Source organism: Streptosporangium longisporum (assembly GCF_039534895.1).
GTDB lineage: Bacteria > Actinomycetota > Actinomycetes > Streptosporangiales > Streptosporangiaceae > Streptosporangium > Streptosporangium longisporum.
On the sequence record NZ_BAAAWD010000022.1, the window covers coordinates 46,763 to 63,615 of the forward strand.

General features: G+C 72.5%; 18 protein-coding genes. 8 read left to right on the top strand and 10 right to left on the bottom strand.

Annotated features, from left to right (window positions below):
* Window positions 1–13 precede the first annotated feature (13 nt).
* Window positions 14–259, top strand: coding sequence for a DUF2630 family protein (locus ABD832_RS35605; RefSeq protein WP_344904836.1), 246 nt, complete (start codon window positions 14–16; stop codon window positions 257–259).
* Window positions 260–510: 251 nt separating this feature from the next.
* Entirely contained in the window at window positions 511–1,938 is a 1,428-nt protein-coding gene (locus ABD832_RS35610) for a pyridoxal phosphate-dependent decarboxylase family protein (protein WP_344904839.1), read from the top strand.
* On the opposite strand, the gene ABD832_RS35615 is transcribed toward ABD832_RS35610, so the two are convergent.
* From ABD832_RS35615 to urtA, 7 genes are all read right to left on the bottom strand, one after another.
* Window positions 1,916–2,935 (bottom strand): hypothetical protein, encoded by a 1,020-nt coding sequence (locus tag ABD832_RS35615; RefSeq protein WP_344904842.1) that lies wholly within the window; start codon window positions 2,933–2,935, stop codon window positions 1,916–1,918. The genes ABD832_RS35610 and ABD832_RS35615 overlap by 23 nt on opposite strands.
* Window positions 2,932–4,149 (bottom strand): transporter substrate-binding domain-containing protein, encoded by a 1,218-nt coding sequence (locus ABD832_RS35620; RefSeq protein WP_344904845.1) that lies wholly within the window; start codon window positions 4,147–4,149, stop codon window positions 2,932–2,934. The genes ABD832_RS35615 and ABD832_RS35620 overlap by 4 nt, the downstream gene beginning before the upstream one ends.
* Before the next feature lie 170 nt (window positions 4,150–4,319).
* Window positions 4,320–5,009, bottom strand: a complete 690-nt coding sequence (gene urtE / locus ABD832_RS35625; RefSeq protein ID WP_344904848.1) for an urea ABC transporter ATP-binding subunit UrtE — start codon at window positions 5,007–5,009, stop codon at window positions 4,320–4,322.
* Window positions 4,987–5,736 (bottom strand): urea ABC transporter ATP-binding protein UrtD, encoded by a 750-nt coding sequence (gene urtD, locus ABD832_RS35630; protein WP_413224485.1) that lies wholly within the window; start codon window positions 5,734–5,736, stop codon window positions 4,987–4,989. Before urtD ends, urtE begins: the two co-directional genes overlap by 23 nt.
* Before the next feature lie 5 nt (window positions 5,737–5,741).
* Window positions 5,742–6,848, bottom strand: a complete 1,107-nt coding sequence (urtC, locus tag ABD832_RS35635) for an urea ABC transporter permease subunit UrtC (protein WP_344904853.1) — start codon at window positions 6,846–6,848, stop codon at window positions 5,742–5,744.
* Window positions 6,845–7,711 carry an urea ABC transporter permease subunit UrtB gene (gene urtB / locus ABD832_RS35640; protein ID WP_344904857.1) on the bottom strand — a complete coding sequence of 289 codons (867 nt, stop codon included), beginning with the start codon at window positions 7,709–7,711 and terminating at the stop codon, window positions 6,845–6,847. Before urtB ends, urtC begins: the two co-directional genes overlap by 4 nt.
* A gap of 117 nt (window positions 7,712–7,828) precedes the next feature.
* Window positions 7,829–9,067: an urea ABC transporter substrate-binding protein gene (urtA, locus tag ABD832_RS35645; RefSeq protein ID WP_344904860.1), complete on the bottom strand. Its 1,239-nt coding sequence runs from the start codon at window positions 9,065–9,067 to the stop codon at window positions 7,829–7,831.
* A gap of 327 nt (window positions 9,068–9,394) precedes the next feature.
* Between urtA and ABD832_RS35650 the strand changes: the two genes are divergently transcribed.
* From ABD832_RS35650 to ABD832_RS35675, 6 genes are all read left to right on the top strand, one after another.
* Window positions 9,395–9,697, top strand: coding sequence for an urease subunit gamma (locus ABD832_RS35650; RefSeq protein ID WP_344904863.1), 303 nt, complete (start codon window positions 9,395–9,397; stop codon window positions 9,695–9,697).
* 106 nt (window positions 9,698–9,803) lie between these two features.
* On the top strand, window positions 9,804–10,130 hold the full coding sequence (locus ABD832_RS35655) for an urease subunit beta (RefSeq protein WP_344904866.1): 327 nt from the start codon (window positions 9,804–9,806) through the stop codon (window positions 10,128–10,130).
* Entirely contained in the window at window positions 10,120–11,835 is a 1,716-nt protein-coding gene (locus ABD832_RS35660; RefSeq protein ID WP_344904869.1) for an urease subunit alpha, read from the top strand. Before ABD832_RS35655 ends, ABD832_RS35660 begins: the two co-directional genes overlap by 11 nt.
* A 40-nt stretch (window positions 11,836–11,875) precedes the next feature.
* On the top strand, window positions 11,876–12,736 hold the full coding sequence (locus ABD832_RS35665; RefSeq protein WP_344904872.1) for an urease accessory protein UreF: 861 nt from the start codon (window positions 11,876–11,878) through the stop codon (window positions 12,734–12,736).
* 27 nt (window positions 12,737–12,763) lie between these two features.
* Window positions 12,764–13,432 carry an urease accessory protein UreG gene (gene ureG / locus ABD832_RS35670; RefSeq protein ID WP_344904875.1) on the top strand — a complete coding sequence of 223 codons (669 nt, stop codon included), beginning with the start codon at window positions 12,764–12,766 and terminating at the stop codon, window positions 13,430–13,432.
* A 4-nt stretch (window positions 13,433–13,436) separates the two neighbouring features.
* Entirely contained in the window at window positions 13,437–14,387 is a 951-nt protein-coding gene (locus ABD832_RS35675) for an urease accessory protein UreD (protein ID WP_344904878.1), read from the top strand.
* Between the two features lie 55 nt (window positions 14,388–14,442).
* On the opposite strand, the gene era is transcribed toward ABD832_RS35675, so the two are convergent.
* From era to ABD832_RS35690, 3 genes are all read right to left on the bottom strand, one after another.
* Window positions 14,443–15,363 carry a GTPase Era gene (gene era, locus ABD832_RS35680; RefSeq protein ID WP_344904881.1) on the bottom strand — a complete coding sequence of 307 codons (921 nt, stop codon included), beginning with the start codon at window positions 15,361–15,363 and terminating at the stop codon, window positions 14,443–14,445.
* A 17-nt stretch (window positions 15,364–15,380) separates the two neighbouring features.
* The gene (locus tag ABD832_RS35685; protein ID WP_344904884.1) at window positions 15,381–15,713 is read right to left on the bottom strand and encodes a cytidine deaminase; all 333 of its coding nucleotides are present in this window, start codon (window positions 15,711–15,713) and stop codon (window positions 15,381–15,383) included.
* Window positions 15,714–15,899: 186 nt separating this feature from the next.
* Entirely contained in the window at window positions 15,900–16,541 is a 642-nt protein-coding gene (locus tag ABD832_RS35690) for a hypothetical protein (protein ID WP_344904887.1), read from the bottom strand.
* Between the last annotated feature and the right edge of the window lie 312 nt (window positions 16,542–16,853).

Consider the following 16,853-nt stretch of genomic DNA (forward strand, 5'->3'; position numbering starts at 1 on the left):
CGGGGGGACGGCCATGAAGGACGGCGACATTCTCGCCCACATCAACGAGCTCATCGCCGAGGAGAAGGAGCTCCGCGAGAGGCTCTCCGCGCACTCGATCTCCTCGGGCGAGGAGAACACCCGGATCAGGCATCTGGAGGAGGCCCTCGACCAGGCGTGGGACCTGCTCAGGCAGCGCCGGGCGCGCCGCGAGTTCGGCGAGGACCCCGACGTCGCGGCCCCCCGCCCGATCGACGAGGTCGAGGACTACCGCCAGTGACCTGACCACGGCCCGCGGACGACCCGGTCCCGGCCCGCGGGCGACCGGCACGCGGCCCGATCACGACCGGCAATCGACCGGCGATCGACCGGCACGAACGTCCTCCGGCACGGACGCACGGCACAGACCGCCCGGCACGTGGCGGCCGGCCCGGCCCCGGCCGGGCCGGAGCGGCCCGGAGCGGTCCTGTACGGTTCCGCGGTGTGGAACGAGAACTGGCGGGCCGGGGGCGGACGTGCTCATCCTTGGGGATGAGCGACCCTTTGCACGAGCGTGACCAGGCGGCGGCCGCGCTGGAGGCGGTGGCCCTGGCCGCCGGACCCTATCTCGGCTCCCTGGACGACCGTCCCGTCCACGACCACGGGGCCGACGATCTTCTCGACCTGCTCGACCATCCCCTTCCCGAGCACGGCGAGGGCACCATGGACACCGTCCGGCGGCTGCTGCACGTCGGCACCGGCGCGGCCACCCACTCCTCGGGCCCGCGGTTCTTCCACTTCATCGTCGGAGGCTCGACCCCGGCGGCCCAGGCGGGCGACTGGACGACCTCGCTGCTGGACCAGGCCGGAGGGCTCTGGCTGACCTCGCCGTTCGCAACCCGCGCGGAGACCGTCGTCCTGGGATGGCTGAAGGACCTGTTCGGGCTGCCCGCCTCGTACGGCGGGGTGCTGACCCCCAGCGCCACGTTCGCCAACCTCACCGGCCTGGCCTGCGCCCGGCAGTGGTGGGGGGAGCGGCACGGCGCCGATGTGGGGGCCGACGGGCTGGCGGGGCTGCCGAGGATGCCCGTGCTGGCCGGAGGGTACCTGCACCCCAGCAGCCGCAAGGCGCTGCAGATGCTCGGCTGCGGGCGCGACGGCGCGCGGATCCTGGCCGCGGACGAGACGGGACGGGTCGACCTGGCGGCCATGGACCGGGCGCTCGGCGAGATCGACGGCCCCGCGGTGATCATCGCGAACGCGGGCGAGGTGAACGCCGGGGACTTCGACCCCATCGACGACATGGCCGACCTGGCCGAGCGGCACGGCGCCTGGCTGCACGTGGACGGGGCCTTCGGGCTGTTCGCCGCGGCCTCCCCGCGCCTGTCGCACCTGGTCAGGGGGGTGGAGCGGGCCCACTCGGTCACCTCGGACGGGCACAAGTGGCTGAACGTGCCCTACGAGAGCGGTTTCGCCTTCGTCCGCGAGCCGGAGCTGATGGCCAGGTCGTTCGGCGCGTGGGGCGCCGCCTACCTGCCGCCCGGTGACGATCCGCACGTCAACTACAACGTGCTGGGCCCGGAGTCCTCCCGGCGGGCGCGGGCGCTGCCCATCTGGGCGACCCTGCGGGCGTACGGCAGGCAGGGGTACCGGCAGATGGTCGAGCGCCATCACGACCTGGCCCTGCGCCTCGGCGACGTCGTGGAGAAGGCCGACGACCTCGAACTGCTGGCTCCGGTACGGCTGAGCGTGGTCTGCTTCCGCTACCGGCCGCCGGGCGCCGGCGAGGAGGAGCTGGACGCGCTGAACGCGTGGATCGGCGCGGAACTGCTCGCCGACGGCCGCGTCTACGCCGGGACCACCACCTACCGGGGGGTCAAGGCGCTGCGACCGGCCATCTTCAACTGGCGGACCACCGAGGCCGACGTGGACCTGCTGGCCTCGATCGTCCGGGAGATCATCGAGCGCCGCCCGGCCTGATCCTCTCACCGTCCGGTGCCGGGCGGCCCTGGCAGCGGGGGTCGTCCGGGGTACGGACGGAGGCCGGGGCCAGCCAGGAGATCATGCTCTGCTCGACGTACCAGCCGTGCAGGTTCACCCACGTCCTGGGCACCTCCCCCGGGTCGGGGCAGAGCACCTTCGAGCGCAGCCGGTCGTTGCGGACGAAGCTGACCGCGCCGTCGCGGCCCAGCACGGTGGACATCTGGTCGTCGGTGGCGACCAGGTGTCCCACCACCACCTCGGTGGTGCCGCCCTCGTCGAACTGCACGGCGATCAGCGGGAGGATCGGCGCCCGCATCACGACCACCCCGACCAGGAGCGGCGTGAACACCGCCGTCGCGATCGCGATGCCGTGGGTCAGCACCCTGGCGGGCGCCACGGGCACCGGGCCGGTCAGCAGCGCCGCCAGCCCCGGCGGGAGCGTCAGCAGCAGCGCGGTCGCCACGTCCCGCTGGGCGAACGCGGCGACGATGGCCGGCCAGAGCAGCACGTACGACAGCACGCCCGCGATCACCGGAAGGCCGTAGCAGACCGCGGTGCGCAGCCCGTCGTGGCCGGGGAGGCGGTCGCGCACGGTCAGGCCCGCGAGGGCGAGGGCGAGCATCATCAGGGTCGGCAGGAAACGCAGCTGCCAGGTGCACACGCCCACCACGACGGTCAGGACCACCACCCAGCCGGGCAGCCGCCGCGCCGCGTGCACCAGCCACGAGGAGCGGCCCGTGCTGATCCAGTAGAGGGTGCCGAGCAACCGGCCGCCGACGCAGGCGACGGGCAGCACCCACAGCGTGGTCAGCAGGACCGCGCTCAGCAGTCCCAGCGGGCTGATGGTCTGCACGAGCAGCAGCAGCGTCTGGGTGTCCTGCCTGCTGGCGTACCAGAGCCGCATCACCAGCAGGACGATCGGGAAGACCGGCAGCAGCGTGAGGAACCACTCCTGGTTCCTCGGCGCGTCCCCGACCCGTGCCTCGTTCTTCAACGGGACGGGCAGTCCTGGACGGGCAGGGACCGCTCCCAGGGCCAGCGGCGCACCGGCGGGGGCAGCGCGCACGGCTGCTCGGCCTGGGCCACGTTCACCCGGGGGCTGGCCGACAGCAGCGGGTCGATGTGGTCGCGGTACGCGTTCTCCCAGCGGTGGTCCTGCGGGTCGGCGTAGGAACGGTAGAGCGCGAGGTCGACCAGGGTGCGCAGGGCCGCGTTGGACCCGGCGTTGACCGCCCACATCTCGGTCTTCTCCAGCGCGATGTCGTGGTGGCGCAGCTTCCCGCCGGAGCGGGCGACGAACCCGGCCAGCAGGGCGGCGTCGGTGGTCACCGCGTCGAAGTCGCCGTCCAGCAGGCCGCTCACGCAGTCGCTGATCAGGTTCTTGCCGGTGACGTCGGCCCTGGTCGCCCTGGCCAGCTCGCTCTCGGAGGTCGAGGTGCCGAGCGTGCAGACCTTCTTGCCCCCCAGCTGGCCCAGGGAGGTGATCGAGCCGGGGTACTCGGTCCTGGTCACCACCGACTGCTCGGTGAACAGGTACGGGGTGGAGAAGCCGACCGAGGGGTCGGCCTTGCGGGAGGGGGTCACGCTGAAGGTCGCGACCACCAGGTCGACCTTGACGAACCGGCCGTTGTCGTCCAGGGCCTGCATGCGCGCCCTGTCCTCGGTCTCGATCGCCAGGAACTCGACCTGGTCCGGCAGGTAGCCCAGGTCGGCCGCGATCATGTAGGCGATGTCGATGTCGAAGCCCTTGAAGGTGCGCCTTCCGGTCTGCTCCTGCAGCGCGATGCCGGGGGTGTCGACCTTCACGCCGACCCGGAGCCTGTCGCGGTCGAACAGGCCCGCCTTCTCGCGCAGCTCGGCCTCGGTGGGAGGGCCGTTCACCCAGGCTATGGACGCGGCGACCACGGCGGCGGCGAGCACCAGCGCGATCCAGGCGATCATGCGGAAACGCCGGAACCGCCGCACCCGGGGAGGTCCCGGCGCAGGTCCGGCGTACCCTCCCGCGAAGGCGCCGGGGTCGTCCGGATCGCCGGGGTCCCCGGGGGCCGCGTGATCGTCGGGGTCACCGGGCCCGCCGGGGACGCCCCCGGCGGGACGGTCGTCGTCACCGGTGTGACCGGCGCCGTCCCGGTCGTGCCGTTCGTGCCGTTCCGCGGGGGGCGGCACCTCCCGCGGCCGCGCTCCCCCGTCCGCAGGTCTCTCCGCCATCACACCCCCGGACTCCCTTTTTCCGAGTAGGTTATGCCGCCGTCATGCGCGGCGGGCGCTCCTTCACCAAGAAGAGATCAAACGCCTTTTCCCGGAAGGGAACCAGGCGGGAAATCCCCGGTGGGGCCGGGGAAATCCCCGCCCGGGGGGCATGGGGAAAAGGACGGGGTTCAGACGGTGAGAAGGCGGTGAATTCCCTCCTCGCGCAGATCCGCGGCCGCTCCGGAATGGACGACGTGCCCGGCGTCGAGAATGACGAACCGGTCGGCCAGCCGCAGCGCCAGGTCCAGGTACTGCTCGACCAGCAGGACCGACAGCCCCGTCGCGTGCAGCCGTTCGATCGCCTCCTCGATCTCGATGACGATCGACGGCTGGATGCCCTCGGTGGGCTCGTCCAGGATGAGCAGCTTCGGCCGGGTGACCAGGGCCCTGGCGATGGCGAGCTGCTGCTGCTGGCCGCCGGACAGGAACCCGGCGCGCCGCTTGAGCAGCGGCTTGAGCCGGGGGAAGGTCTCCAGCGCCTCCTCCAGCGCCTCCCTGGGCCCCTTGGCGGCCTCCAGCGTCACCTGGAGGTTCCCGAGCACGCTGAGCTGCGGGAAGGTCTCGTGGCCCTGGGGGACGTACGCCATGCCCAGGCGCACCCGCTCGTGCGGCGGCAGGCGCGTCACGTCGCGGCCCTCGAAGACGACCGTGCCCGCGGTGGCGGGCAGCACGCCCGTCACGGTGTTGAGCAGGGTGGTCTTGCCCACCCCGTTGCGGCCCATCACGCACATCAGCTGCCCGGGTTCGACCTCCAGGGACACCCCGAACAGCACCCGGGCCCTGCCGTACCCGGCGTCAAGTTCCCGTACCGACAGCATCGCTCCGCCTCCTTCCGAGGTAGACCTCCTGCACGCGCGGGTCGTCGCGGACCTGGTCCACCGACCCCTCGATCAGCACCCTGCCCTCATGCAGGACCGTGACCTGCGAGGCGTACCTGCGCAGGAACTCCATGTCGTGCTCGATCACGATCACCGTGTGGTCGCGCGCCACGGACGTCAGGAGCTCGCCGGTGCGCTCCCGCTCGTCCTTGGACATCCCGGCCACCGGCTCGTCCAGCAGCAGCAGCTTGGGCCGCTGGGTGAGCAGCATGCCGATCTCCAGCCACTGCCGCTGCCCGTGGGAGAGCACCCCGGCCGGGCGTCCGGCCAGGTCCTTCAGCCCGGTGGTCTCCAGCGCCTCGGCGACGGCGTCGGAGGTGCCGCGCCTGCGCCGGGCCAGCGACCACAGCGGGCGGCGGAACGAGGCGGCCAGGTCGAGGTTCTCCTCCACGGTGAGCTCCTCGAAGACCACCGAGGTCTGGAAGGTCCGCCCGACGCCGAGCCGGACGATCCTGTGCTCGCGCAGGCCGACCAGGTCGCGGCCGTCGAAGAGGACCTCGCCGGTGGTGGGACGGGTCAGGCCGGTGATCACGTCGATGAGCGTGGTCTTTCCGGCCCCGTTGGGACCGATCAGGAAGCGCAGCTCGCCCTCCCGCACGGTCAGGTCGACGCCGTCGACGGCCCGGAAGCCGTCGAAGACCACGCTCAGCCCGCGTACTTCCAGCATCGGGCTCATCGGACCTCCTCCATGACCCTGTCACCGGGGGTGTCCACGGGCGGGACCTCCGGGGACGGCGGGCGCTTCGACCGGCGGGCCAGGGCGTCGCGGGCCGAGGCCGCCAGGCCCCAGATCCCCCGCGGGGCGAGCGTCATGACCAGGATGAACAGCGCACCCTGAAGGTAGAGCCAGCCGTCGGCGAACTGCTCGCTGAAGGTCGTCTTGGCGTACCCCATGACGACCGCGCCGAGGACCGCCCCGGCCAGTGCGTACCTGCCGCCCACCGCGACGGCGACGACGAGCTCCAGGGAGGGCACCACGCCCAGCAGCGCGGGCGAGATGATCCCGACGACCGGCACGAACAGGGCCCCGGCGAGCCCGGCCATGCCCGCCGACAGCGCGAAGACGACGGTCTTGACCCGGGCCGGGTCGTAGCCGAGGAACCTGACGCGGTCCTCGCCGTCCCTGATCGCGACCAGCAGCCGTCCGAAGCGGCTGTTCACCAGGTGGCGGGCGCCCAGGTAGAGCAGGCCGGTGACGATCGCCACCACGATGTACAGCCCGCGCTGGGTGGAGTCGGCGGCCAGGTCCTGGCCGAACAGGTCGTAGAAGTTGGTCAGGCCGTTGGTGCCGCCGGTCAGGCCCTGCCGGCCGATGAGCAGGATGACGAACGCGGCGGCGAGCGCCTGGGTGAGGATCGCGAAGTAGGCGCCGCGGACCCGCTGGCGGAAGACCAGCAGGCCCAGCACGGTGGCGATCAGCATGGGCCCGAGCACGACCATGGCCAGCGCGAACACCGGGTTCGCGAACGGTCTCCACAGGGCGGGGAGCTGCTCGACGCCGCTCCAGACCATGAAGTCGGGCAGGTCGCCCTGGGCGTCCACCAGCTTCAGGTGCATGCCCATGGCGTAGCCGCCGAGGCCGAAGAAGACGCCCTGGCCCAGGACGAGCATGCCGCCCTGTCCCCAGGCCAGGCCGATGCCCAGGGCGACGATCGCGAAGCAGAGGTACTTGGCCAGCAGGCCGAGGCGGAAGGGTTCCAGCAGGAGCGGCGCGACGACCAGGGCGGCCACGGCCACCGCCGCGAAGACCCCCGGCCCCCTGAGGCGTGCGAGATTCACGTGAGTGCCCTCGATCGGAGTACGAACAGGCCCTGCGGCCTGAACTGGAGGAAGGCGATGACGGCGGCGAACACGATGACCTTCGCCAGGCTGGCGTCGGTCCAGAACTCGGCGTAGGAGTTGAGCAGCCCGAGCCCGGCGGCGGCGATCACGGCGCCGCGGAGCTGGCCGAGCCCTCCGGCGACGACCACCAGGAAGGCGTCGACGATGTAGTAGGTGCCCAGGGCGGGCCCGACCGGGCCGATGAGCGTGAGGGCCACCCCGGCGACCCCGGCCAGGCCGGAGCCGATGAAGAACGTGCGCTGGTCCACGTGGGCGGTGTCGATGCCGCTGACCGCGGCGAGCTGCCGGTTCTGCATCACGGCCTGCATCCGGCGGCCCTGGCCGGTGCGGTTCATGTACGCCCAGACGCCGACCACGGTGGCGATCGCCAGGCCGAAGATGAACAGCCGGTTGTAGGGCAGGGAGGCGATGCCGCCCTGCAGCCAGGCGGGAGCCTGGACCTGCACGTTGGGCGCCCCGAACAGGTCGCGGGCGAGTTGCTGGAGCACCAGGCTGACGCCCCAGGTGAGCAGCAGGGTGTCGAGCGGGCGGCCGTAGAAGTGCCGGATCGCGAGCCGCTCCAGGAGGAGTCCCATCAGCCCGGCGACCAGGAAGGCGACGGGCAGTGCGACGATCACGGCCATCCGGCCGGTGAGGTCCTGGAGCAGGTAGGCGGTGTACGCCCCGGCCATGATGAACTCGCCGTGGGCCATGTTGATCACGCCCATCTGGCCGAACGTGAACGTCAGGCCGATGGCGATGAGGAGCAGCACGGCGCCGATGGACAGGCCGATCGGCAGCTGGTTGAGAAACGCCTCCACCGGAGGTCCCCTTCCTGCGGGTCTCTGGCTCCGGGCCGGGCCGCGCCGCGGTGTGGGCGCGTCACGGTGCGGTCCGTGATCTGGTCACGGCCCGGTCCGGAGCCGGTCTGTGGGGGATCAGCCGTCGGCCAGGCCGCTCGCCCAGGGGTAGCCCTTGAGGTAGGGGTCGGGCTTGATCGGCTCACCGGAGTTCCAGACCTCCTTGATGAGGCCGTCGGGCTGGATCACCCCGATCCGGGCGGTCTTGTACATGTGCTGGTTCTCGCCGTCGATGGTGACCAGGCCCTCGGGGCGCTCCAGGGCGATGCCCCCGGCGGCCTTCCTGACGGCCTCGACCTCGACGGTCCCGGCCTTTTTGGCGGCCTCGGCCCAGAGGTAGACGGCGTTGTAGCCGGCCTCCATCGGGTCGGAGGTGACCTTGTCGGCGCCGTACTTGGCCTTGAAGGCGGCGACGAACTTCTCGTTCGCCGGGGTCTCGGTGGTCTGGTAGTAGTTCCAGGCGACCGGGTGGCCGGCGATGTTGTCGACGCCGATGCCCTTGACCTCCTCCTCGGCGACGCTCACCGACAGCACGGGCATCTCCTTCGCGGTGATCCCGGCGCTGGCGAGCTGCTTGAAGAAGGCGACGTTGCTGTCACCGTTGAGGGTGTTGAACACGGCGTCCGGCTTGGCCTGGACGACCTTGTTGGTCAGCGTGCTGTACTCGGTGTGGCCCAGCGGGGTGTACTCCTCGCCGAGGACCTCCATGCCGTTCGCGGCCGCGTACGCCTTGATGATCTTGTTCGCGGTGCGCGGGAAGACGTAGTCGCTGCCGACCAGGAAGATCTTCTTCTTGCCCTGCTCCTTGAGGTAGTCCAGGCCCGGGATGATCTGCTGGTTGGTGGTGGCCCCGGTGTAGAAGATGTAGGGCGAGCTCTCCAGGCCCTCGTACTGCACCGGGTACCACAGCAGGGCCTTGCTCCGCTCGAAGACCGGCAGCATCGCCTTGCGGCTGGCCGAGGTCCACCCGCCGAACGTGGTGGCGACCTTGTCCTGGCGGATGAGCTTGGTGGCCTTCTCCGCGAAGGTGGGCCAGTCGGAGGCGCCGTCCTCCACCACCGGGACCAGCTTCTTGCCGAGCACTCCCCCGGCGGCGTTGATCTCCTCGACGGCGAGCAGCTCGGCGTCCCTGACCGTCACCTCGCTGATGGCCATGGTGCCGCTCAGCGAGTGCAGGATGCCGACCTTGATGCCGTCCGCGTCACCGCCGGCGGCGGAGGCGGCGTTCCTGTCCGCGGGGGCCTCACCGCCACAGGCGGTCAGGGCTGTGGCCAGCGCGGCGACGAGCGCCGCGGAACGCCATGCTGAGTTCCTCATCGACTTTCCTCCTTGGCCGGTACGGCCCCCGCACCGATCTATCTGCCGCCAAGGTGACGGAGTGAGGTTTCCCGGTGAGTTCGCGGTTGTTAATTGCGCATGGCCGGGATTTCACCGGCGTGACAGGAGATGGCGGCGCGGAATTCACCCCGTCCGTTCCGCCGGTTCCGCCATTTCGTGATATCTACGTCGACAGACGCGGTGAGCCCTTCCGCGGAGGGGTCCCGGAAGGCGGTTCTGCCCGGTTCGGGAGGGTCGCGGCACCTGGAAACCGGCACGACATCGACGTGCAACACCGTGGAAACCACCGGTTCCTATGGTCCGGGAATGCGGCTCACACCACACGAGCAGGAACGCCTGCTCATCCACGTCGCCGCCGGGGTCGCCCGCGACCGCAGGTCACGTGGTCTCCGGCTCAACCACCCCGAGGCCACGGCGATCATCGCGTCCTTCCTGATGGAGGGGGCGAGGGACGGGCGCAGCGTCGCCGAGCTGATGGAGGCGGGACGCACGGTGCTCTCCCGTGACGACGTCATGGAGGGGGTGCCCGAGATGCTGCCGTCGGTGCAGATCGAGGCCACCTTCCCCGACGGCACCAAGCTCGTCACCGTCCACCAGCCGATCCCGTGAACACCGGCCGTCCCGCGGACGCGGGTCACCCGGTGGACGCGGCCGTGAACGCCGGCGATCACCCGAGCACCGGCCGACCCCGCGACCCGAGGAGCGGTGAGCCCCGATGAGACCCGGCGAGATCCTGTACGGCGACGAGCCCGTCCCGCTCAACCCGGGACGCGAGCGGATCGTCGTCCGCGTCGTCAACACCGCCGACCGGCCCGTCCAGGTCGGCTCGCACTACCACTTCGCCGCGTGCAACCCCGGCCTGGAGTTCGACCGGCAGGCCGCCTGGGGCACCCGGCTGGACGTGCCGGCCGGGACCGCGGTGCGCTTCGAGCCCGGCGTGGAGCGTGACGTGACCCTGGTGCCGATCGGCGGATCGCGGATCGTCCCCGGCCTCCGCCCGGAGTGGGCCGGACCTCTCGACGGGAGCCCCCGTGTTCATTGACCGATCCCGCTACGCCGCGCTCTACGGCCCCACCGTCGGCGACCGGATCAGGCTGGCCGACACCGACCTGCTCGTCGAGGTCACCGAGGACCTGTCGATGGGCCCGGCCGGGGCGGGTGACGAGGCCGTCTTCGGCGGCGGCAAGGTGATCCGGGAGTCGATGGGCCAGGCCAGGACCACCAGGGCGGAGGGCTCGCCCGACCTGGTGATCACCGGCGCGGTTGTCCTGGACCACTGGGGCGTGGTCAAGGCCGACATCGGGATCAGGGACGGGCGGATCGTCGCCCTGGGCAAGGCCGGCAACCCCGACACCATGGACGGCGTCCACCCCGACCTGGTCATCGGCCCCTCGACGGAGATCATCGCGGGCAACGGGAAGATCGTGACCGCCGGGGCGATCGACTCCCACGTCCACCTGATCTGCCCGCAGATCCTCGACGAGGCCCTCGCCGCGGGGGTGACGACCATCGTGGGCGGCGGCACCGGGCCCGCCGAGGGCACCAAGGCCACCACCGTCACCGGCACCTGGTACCTGGCCCGGATGCTGGAGTCGCTCGACTCCTACCCGGTCAACGTCGCGCTCCTGGGCAAGGGCAACACGGTCAGCAGCGAGGGACTGCTCGAACAGCTCCGCGCCGGGGCGTCGGGCTTCAAGCTGCACGAGGACTGGGGCACCACCCCGGCCGCCATCGACGCCTGCCTGTCGGTCGCCGACGCCACCGGCACCCAGGTCACGATCCACACCGACACCCTCAACGAGGCCGGGTTCGTGGAGTCGACGCTGGCCGCCATCGGTGACCGGACGATCCACGCGTACCACACCGAGGGCGCCGGGGGAGGTCACGCGCCGGACATCATCCGGGTCGCCTCCTACGGCAACATCCTGCCGTCCTCGACGAACCCGACCCGCCCGCACACCGTCAACACGCTCGACGAGCACCTCGACATGCTGATGGTCTGCCACCACCTCAACCCGTCCATCCCCGAGGACCTGGCCTTCGCCGAGTCCCGGATCCGGCCCTCCACGATGGCCGCCGAGGACGTCCTGCACGACATGGGCGCGATCTCGATGATCGGCTCGGACTCGCAGGCGATGGGCCGGGTGGGCGAGACGATCATCCGGACCTGGCAGACCGCGCACGTGATGAAGCGCCGCAGGGGCGCGCTTCCCGGCGACGGCCCCGCCGACAACCTCCGCGCCCGCCGCTACGTGGCCAAGTACACGATCTGCCCGGCCGTGGCCCACGGCCTGGACGGCGAGGTCGGCTCGGTGGAGCCGGGCAAGCTGGCCGACCTGGTGCTGTGGGACCCGGCGTTCTTCGGCGTCAAGCCGGACCTGGTGGTCAAGGGCGGGGTCATCGCCTACGCGCAGATGGGCGACGCCAACGCCTCCATCCCGACCCCGCAGCCGGTGATGCCGCGCCCGATGTTCGGCGCGGCCCCGGTCACCGCCGCGGCCACGTCGGTCCACTTCGTCGCCCCGCTGGCCATCGAGGACGGCCTCGCCGACCGCCTGGCCGTGCGCAGGCGCCTGCTGCCGGTGGCCGACGTGCGCCGCCGGGGCAAGGAGAGCATGCCGCTCAACGACGCCATGCCCAGGATCGAGGTGGACCCCGACACCTTCGCGGTCAGCGTCGACGGGGACCTGGTCGAACCCGCCCCGGCGGAGACCCTGCCGATGACCCAGCGCTACTTCCTGTTCTGACCGCACCGCCCGCCCGTCACGTCGAAGGAGGACCCGGAGCATGAACGCCGCCCTGCTGCTCCTGGCCGACTCCCGGCTGCCCGCGGGAGGTCACGGGCACTCGGGAGGGGTGGAGGAGGCGGTCAGGGCCGGCGCGATCGGGGACCTGCCCGGCCTGGCCGCCTTCCTGCGGGGCCGCCTGGCCACCGCGGGCCTGGTCACGGCCGCCCTGGCCGCCGCGGCCTGCGAGTTCGCCGCACACCTCGCCTCCGATCCCCCGGGCGCCGCGCGTCCCGGCGGCGTTCCTCCCGGCGGTGTCCGTCCCGGCGGTGTCCGTCCCGATGCCGCCCCCCTCGCCGCCGATCCCCCGGGGGCCGCTTCCGGCGCGCCCGTGGCGGACGGTGCCGGGTGGACGCGGCTGGACGCCGAGGCCGACGCCAGGATCTCCTCGCCCGCCCAGCGGGAGGCGAGCCGCACCCAGGGCAGGCTGCTGCTGCGGACCTCCCGGAGGATCTGGCCGTCACCGGTGCTCGACGCGCAGGCCGGGGCCGTACCCCAGGGCGTCCACCACCCCCTCGCGCTCGGCGCCGTGGCGGCGGTGGCCGGATGCTCCCCGGCCGAGGCCGCCCTGGCGGCGGCGTACACCTCGGTCACCGCGCCCGCCACCGCGGCGGTCCGGCTGCTGGGCCTCGACCCGGTCGCCGTCCACCGGCTGCTCGCCGACCTCGCCCCGGCCCTGGAACGGATCGCGACCACCGTCACCCCGGGTCCCCGCGACCCCTGCGACCCCCGCGACCCCCGCGACCCCCATGCCCACCACGGCCCGGAGGTCTGGGAGGCGTTGCCCGCGCACGCCGCCCCGGCCCTCGACCTGCTCGCCGAACGCCATGTCCGCGCGGATCTACGGCTTTTCGTCTCCTGACGACCATCTGGAAGGACGGTGACCCCCGTGGGCGCCAACCATGACGACCATCACCACGCGGCCGACCCGCACGGCCGGGCCCTGCGCCTGGGGATCGGGGGCCCGGTCGGCAGCGGCAAGACCGCGCTGACCGCGGCGCTGTGCCGCACCCTCGGCCCGGCCATGCGCCTGGGCGTGGTGACCAACGACATCTACACCACCGAGGACGCCGACTTCCTGCGCCGGGCCGGGGTGCTCGACCCGGAACGGATCGCCGCCGTGCAGACGGGCTGCTGCCCGCACACCGCGATCCGCGACGACATCGCGGCCAACCTCGACGCGGTGGAGACCCTGGAGGAGCGCTTCGGCCCGCTGGACCTGGTGATCGTGGAGAGCGGCGGCGACAACCTCACGGCCACCTTCAGCCGGGGCCTGGCCGACCGGCAGATCTTCGTGCTGGACGTGTCCGGTGGCGACAAGGTCCCCCGCAAGGGCGGCCCCGGCGTGACCACGGCCGACCTGCTGGTGGTCAACAAGACCGATCTGGCCCCCATGGTCGGCGCCGACCTCACGGTCATGTCACGCGACGCGGCGGCCGTACGGGAGGGCCGGCCCGTGCTGTTCACCTCGATCCGGGAGGACCCGAACGCGTACGCGGTCTCCGAGTGGGTCAGCGGCCTCGTCGAGTCCTGGGCCCACGAGCACTCGCACGCCTGATCCCGTGTCCGCCCCCGACCCCGCTCCCCTCACCTTCCGCGTCCCGCCTCCCGCGACGCTCCCCGCGCCCGGCCCCGCCCCTGACCGGGTCCCGGGCCGTTCGCCCGTCCCCGTCCCGCAGAGCCACGCCCCGCAGGGCCACGTCCCGCAAAGCACCGCCCGGCAGAGCCCTCCCCCGCAGGGCTCTCCCGCGCAGGGCTCTCCCCCGTCGGTGGCCGGGCGGCCGGGACGGCGGTCGATGAGGGCGCGCGCGGCGATCGTCACCGCCCGGGACACCGGCGGCCGGACCGTCCTGGCGACCATGCGGTCCAGCCCGCCGCTCACGGTACGGACGACCGCGCCGGGCCGGGTCCACCTGGTCTCCACCGCGGCGGGCCCGCTGGGCGGGGACGACCTGGCCCTCGACATCGAGGTCGCGCCGGGCACCGCGCTGGAGGTGCGGTCGGTGGCGAGCACACTGGTGCTGCCCGGCTCCACGGACGCCGAGTCCGTGATGACGGTCACCGCCCGGGTCGGCGCCGGTGCCCGCCTGCTGTTCGCGCCCGAGCCGACGGTGCTCGCCGCGGGCTGCCGGCACCGCCTGGTCGTCCGGCTGGAGCTGGCCGAGGACGCCCGGGTGCACTGGCGCGAGGAGATCGTCTTCGGCCGGTACGGCGAGCGGCCCGGCCGCTGTCACTCGCGCTTCGACGCCGTCCTCGGCGGGGTTCCGCTGCTCCGGCAGGAGTTCGTGGTGGGCGACCCGGAGATCGACGGCAGTTCCGCCGTCTACGGCGACGCCCGGTGCGTGGGGAGCACCCTGATCACCGGCAGGGCACCGGAGGCCGTGACCGGGGACGGCTGGGCCGTCCTCCCGCTGGCCGGTCCCGGCACCCTGGTCTCCGCCCTGGGCCGGGACGCGGTCGAGCTGCGACGGCGGCTGGAGGAGGGAGAGGGGACGGTCACCGGCCACCACTGAACGTGGCGGTCCCGGAAGAACGCCCGGAGACGGCGTCCGGGACGGTGACCCGCCGTCAGTCGTAGAAGCCCAGGCGGCGGAGCTGCTTGGGGTCGCGCTGCCAGTCCTTGGCGACGCTGATCCGCAGGTCGAGGTAGACGCGGGTGCCCAGAAGCGCCTCGATCTGCGTCCGGGCACGGCTGCCGACGTCCTTGAGCCGCGACCCCTTGTGCCCGATCACGATGGCCTTCTGGGACGGCCGCTCGACGAACATGTGGGCGTAGATGTCCAGCAGGTCGTCACGACCCTCCCTGGGCAGCATCTCGTCGACGACGACCGCGATCGAGTGCGGCAGCTCGTCGCGGACGCCCTCCAGCGCCGCCTCCCGGATCAGCTCGCCCACCAGCACCTGCTCGGGCTCGTCGGTGAGCTGCCCGCCCTCGTACAGGGGCGGGCTCTGCGGGAGACGCCGGACCAGCACGTCGGCCAGCACGTCGAGCTGCTCGCCGGAGCGCCCGGAGACCGGGACGATGTCGTCGAAGTCGGCGAGCGCGGAGACCGCGAGCAGCTGCTCGGCGATCTGTTCCCGGGTCGCCAGGTCGCACTTGGTGACCACGGCGACCACCGGGGTCTTCTTGATGCCCGCGAGCTTCTCGGCGATGAACCGGTCCCCCTTGCCGACGGGCTCGTTGGCGGGCACGCAGAAGCCGATCACGTCGACCTCGGTGAGGGTGGACAGCACCAGGCTGTCCAGCCGCTCGCCCAGGAGCGTGCGGGGCCGGTGCAGGCCCGGCGTGTCGACGATGATGAGCTGGGAGTCGGGGCGGTGCACGATGCCGCGGATGGCCCGGCGGGTCGTCTGGGGCTTGGAGGAGGTGATCGCCACCTTCGTGCCGACCAACGCGTTCATCAGCGTGGACTTGCCGACGTTGGGCCGGCCGACGAAGCAGGCGAAACCGGCATGGAAATCAACAGCTGAGGAACTCACGCCAACCATTGTCCCCGATGCCGGACTCAGCTCTGACGCGGCGTTCCGTCCAGGCCGGCCACCAGCACGGTCCGGCCGCCGAGCTCGCGGACCACCCGGCCGTCGGCCTCGGAGGGCCCCTCGCCCGCGGTGACCAGGGCGGCGGCCTCGAGCGACTCCGCCCCGCTGGACACCGCCATCGCCACGGCGACCTGGAGCGCCGACAGCGTCAGCGACGGCAGCGCCACGTTGGTCGCCGCGTAGGTCCTGCCGGTCTCGTCCCGTACGGCCGCGCCCTCGGCGGCGCCGTTACGGGCGCGGGCGGAACGGGCCAGCACGATGATCTTGTTGTCCTCGGGGCCGAGGGTCGCGTCGCTCACGGCACAAGGGTATTCAGCCCCCGGCGTCCCGGGCGACACGGGACCGCCCCCGCCCCCGTCCCCACCCCCGTTCACCGGGATCGCCCCTGCCCCGGCGGCCCTGTCACGTCCGCCGGGATCACCCCGACCCGGCCCCGCCGCGTCCCCGTCGGGAACCCACGCCCGAGGCCCCCGCGACCATCGGGTTCAGGCGGCGACCTCGTCGACCAGCAGGCCGGCCAGCTCGCGGGTGCGCGCGGCGTCGACGTCCCGGACCCCGGCGTGCACCAGGGAGACCAGCGTGCGGCCGCTGACCGCGAAGACCAGGTGGATCTCGTACGGGTAACCGTTCAGCCTGCCGCTCAGCCTCCTGGCCTGGATCTCGCCGTCGATCCCCTCCAGGTCCAGGCCGGAGACGCGCAGGGCAGTGCTCCTGCCCGCCATCCGGGCGCGCGCCACCGGGCAGTCGGACAGCGCGTCGGTGAGCGCGTCGAAGTGGCTCGCGGCGTCGTCGCCCCCGTAGGAGGCCAGGGCGAACCCGGCCAGCTCCCCGAGCCCGTCCCCCTGGTAGGCCACGGCCGCCCGCGCCCCGAGCGCCCGTTCCGGCGGCCTTCCCGCGGCGGCGTCGAGGACGAGGCGGCAGTCCTCGTCGAGCGGCCGGAACGGGGCCTGCCAGCCGTCCCGCGGGCGGGTCGAGAACCCCTCCGGCAGGTCCCTGGCCTCGTCGAGCAGCGCCCGCAGCCGCCTCAGCTCCGCGGTGCCGTCCACGGCGCCCTCCTGTGACCCGGCGCAGCCGGCCGTCACCCCGCCGACGAGCCCGTACAGGACCGCGAAAACCACGATGCGCATCCCCCGCGTCATGACCGTTCCCCCGAATGTCATGTGCGGAGCGTCTCCGTCCCCGCCGACTGGCTTCCTTCCCCGTCGGCAAAAGCGGCAATCCTTAGGAAACGCCTAAGGGTGTCCTCAACCGTATTTCACGGTCGAGAACACCCTCAAGCGAGCCGCGCAGAGCAGCCTCGGAGCACTGCGCGACTCTTCTCCCCCGGGGCCGTCCTCGACGCCGCGAACCCCTCCGGGCGCCGGGACGTCCCCCGCCGACTCCCGCGCGACCGGGTGCCGTGTGAGAAGCATCCCGCGCGCGACTTGCAGAACGGTTGT